Genomic DNA, 3,546 nt, shown 5'->3' with positions numbered 1-3,546 from the left:
CTGACGCTCGTACCTCGCTACCGCTTCGCTAACGCTAACGTAATTCGTAATTATTTATTCTTCCTCTGTTCCCACTGCCCCTGCCTCTAGTCTCTTTCTCTACCTGTCAACTTGTGGAAGTATCCTGATAGATAGAGGCTCACAGCATTTATCCATATCTTTTTTTAGTGAATCTTTACGAAAAAACTGTGTTGGCTGTTACAATCTTGTTAAGAAAAGTTGCCCCGCGCATCTTGGGAACGCGCGATCGGGTTTTAACTCTATTGAGAAGACAACGCGTAAAAACATTTTTTAAACCAGCTGTGGGAGGCTGGTTTTTTTTAAATTAGATTTATTGAGAATAATTTTTAATATTTTACAAAAATAAAAGGGATTGAGCTGTCATTTGTCCTTTGAACTGGGGACTGGGAAAGGGGACGTGGGGACACGGGGACGCGGGGACGCGGAGAAAATTACTCCCTACTCCCCACTCCCTACTCCCTGAAAAATTGCATAGAATGATTGCAATTATAAATATTTGTATAAAAACATACGTATAGTTTAAGAAAAGCTTATCTAGTAAAATGTTGGCAAACTTAAGAAGAGTTTTTACACAGCCTGCTATTTTATCAAGTGCGATCGCTACAGTTTTGCTATTGGGTATTCAGAAACTAGGGGTTTTAGAACCGCTAGAACTGAAAGTTTATGACCAGATGATGCAAATACGTACTAAAGCAGACCCAGATCAGCGTTTGCTAATTGTTGCATTAACTGAACAAGATATCAAAAAATGGAATTGGCCCCTATCTGGCGAAGTTCTAGAACGACTGTTAGGCAAACTTGAAGAATACGAACCACGAGCCATTGGTTTAGATATTTTTCGTGACATCCCAGTACAACCAGGACATGAGAAGCTATTAAAACGTATAGAACAGAGCGATATTATTATTCCTGTCTGCAAACATGCTGAACCCCCAAATCCAGGGATACCCGCCCCAGAAGGAGTAGCAACAGAGCAAATAGGATTTAGTGATGTCGTAGAAGACACCGACGGCACAATTCGCCGCAACTTATTATTAGCTAGTTCAGATGAAACTGATCCCTGTCAAAGTACGTTTTCCTTTAGCCTGCAACTAGCACTCAAATATATGGAAGTAGGAGGTATCCAACCTCAATTCACAGCCAAAAAAGAACTACAATTGCGCGATGTTGTATTTAAACCACTGCAAAATAACTCCGGCGCTTATCAAAAAGCGGATACCAGCGGCTACCAAATTCTCCTTGACTACCGTGCTGCGCGTCAGATTGCTCAAAAAGTCAGCATTACAGAAGTCCTTGCAAATCAGGTTAAACCAGATTTATTCAAAGACCGCATCATTTTGATTGGTTCAACCGCAGATAGCTTAAAAGATATTTTTAACACCCCATTTGCCAGCGGTAAATCAGATAATTCCGGCAAGATGGCAGGGATTGAAATTCATGCTCAAAGCGTTAGTCAGATTCTGAACGTTGTCCTAAATAAAAAGCCTCTATTTTGGTTTTTGCCTGAGTGGGGTGAAGTGATTTGGATATGGGGATGGAGTTTAATCGGCGGGTTATTGGTGTGGCGAATTCACCATCCAGTAGGCTTGGGATTGGCTGGAGTAACAGCTTTAGCAGTATTATTTGGAGGTAATTATCTCATTTTTACGCAAGCTGGATGGTTGCCAGTTATCCCCCCAGTATTGGGTCTAGCACTCACCGCCGGTAGCGCCCTTGCATACACAGCATATCAAAGCCAACAAGAGCAAAAAGAAATCACACAAAGAGTTCAAGAACAAAAAGAATTAATTGGTGAATTGCAAGCTTATTTAAGGCAATATAGTACCGCCTCAACTGATGCCACATTAGTATTTGATAGTCCGATTGGTAGTAGAGAAATTCCCAGCGACACGATATTAAATAGCCGTTATAGAATTACTGAAGCCTTGGGTGCTGGTGGATTTAGCAATACTTACTTAGCTGAAGATATTCAACGTCCAGGAAATCCTATATGTGTGGTTAAACAATTAAGACCTCCCCGCCAAGATCCAGAATATTTAAATGTTCTCAGACGTTTATTTAACACCGAAGCAGCAATTTTAGAAACTTTAGGTAAGCACCCACAAATTCCCCAACTACTAGCTTTCTTTGAAGAAAACCAACAATTTTCTATGGTGCAAGAATTTATTCCTGGACACCCTCTATCTAAAGAGCTAACTCCTGGTATGCGCTACAAACAAGCTGAAGTCATAGATATGCTCAAGGAAGTTTTACAGGTGCTGACATTTGTTCACAGTTATGGTGTAATCCATCGTGATATTAAACCTAGTAATTTGATTAGGCGGGAAACAGACCGACACATTGTTTTAATTGATTTTGGTGCTGTGAAGCAAATTCAACCTCTACAGCAAGAACAACAAACGATCGCAATTGGCACTCCTAATTATGCGCCGGCTGAACAAATGAGTGGATTGCCAAAATTAAACAGCGATATTTATGCTTTGGGAATCATGGGAATACAAGCTTTAACTGGAGTAGATCCTAGAGAATTTCGCAGAGACGCAAATACAGCTCAAGTGATTATTCAAACTGGCGTGGAGCAACAGATTTGGCATTATTGGCGCGATTTAACTGAAGCTACAGACCAATTAGTTTTTATCTTAGATAAAATGGCGCATATTGACTTTAATCAGCGATATCAATCGGCTATAGAAGTTCTGAAAAACTTAGAAAGTCTTTAGAAAGTATTAGATTCCCGACACCTTTGGAAAATTGGGAATCTAATACCAATTTCAAACAACTGTTTCTAAATAAATCAGGTTAGACAATTGCTAACTCACTTAAATTGCCTTTGTAGCCAGTAATCTCAATTACCGCATCAGTTAAAGCAGAAAATCCGTTAATACTATCATTGAATGCTAAAAAAGTCCGCTCACCAGCACTAGTACTCACACGAAAGGTTGCTACCTGATCAGCAGAAAAACTAGTAGTATCTAATAAACTTTGGATATTTAATTCAGTTAGTATGCTAATAATGCCTAGTCCAGAAATACTTGTATTATTTACAGCACTCAACCCGTCAATTTTATCTTTACCAATATTTAAGTCTTTAATGACATCAAAATTGGATAGTAATGAATCGTTTAGGGCATAAAAAGTAAATCGATCACGACCATTGCCACCAGTTAAAATATCTACACCATCGCCCCCGATAAGAATATCATTGCCATCACCACCGAAGAGTTGGTCATTCCCCTCAAATCCTGAGAGTTCATCATTACCTTTGCCACCGAAGAGTTGGTCATTGCCTTCAAACCCCGACAGTTCATCATCGCCACTACCACCATTAATTTGGTCATCACCAGCTAATCCCAACAATTCATCATTCCCGTCACTACCATTGATTTGGTCATTGCCAACATCACCAATTAACTCATCGTTGTTGTCACCACCATTGAGAATCAAACCCTCTACTAGCTCATCATTGACAGCTGACGGGGCGACAAAATAGGCTAAAAAGCTTATGAGATAAAGAATGGAGCAATT

The 3,546-nt window shown here is 39.8% G+C and carries 2 protein-coding genes; one reads left to right on the top strand and one right to left on the bottom strand.

Annotation, left to right across the window (positions count from 1 at the left end):
• Nucleotides 1–563 precede the first annotated feature (563 nt).
• A complete protein-coding gene (locus AC5JMF_RS31705) occupies nt 564–2,741 on the top strand; it encodes a CHASE2 domain-containing protein (protein ID WP_495799680.1) in 2,178 nt (725 codons plus the stop codon).
• 79 nt (nt 2,742–2,820) lie between these two features.
• Here AC5JMF_RS31705 and AC5JMF_RS31700 read toward each other — a convergent pair.
• Nucleotides 2,821–3,546: bluetail domain-containing putative surface protein (locus tag AC5JMF_RS31700; protein ID WP_495799679.1), on the bottom strand; the 726-nt coding region annotated here is incomplete at its 5' end.

Source organism: Desmonostoc vinosum (assembly GCF_059505385.1).
Note: the sequence above shows the minus strand (reverse complement) of the source record. Positions and strands in the feature narration are given on the sequence as shown.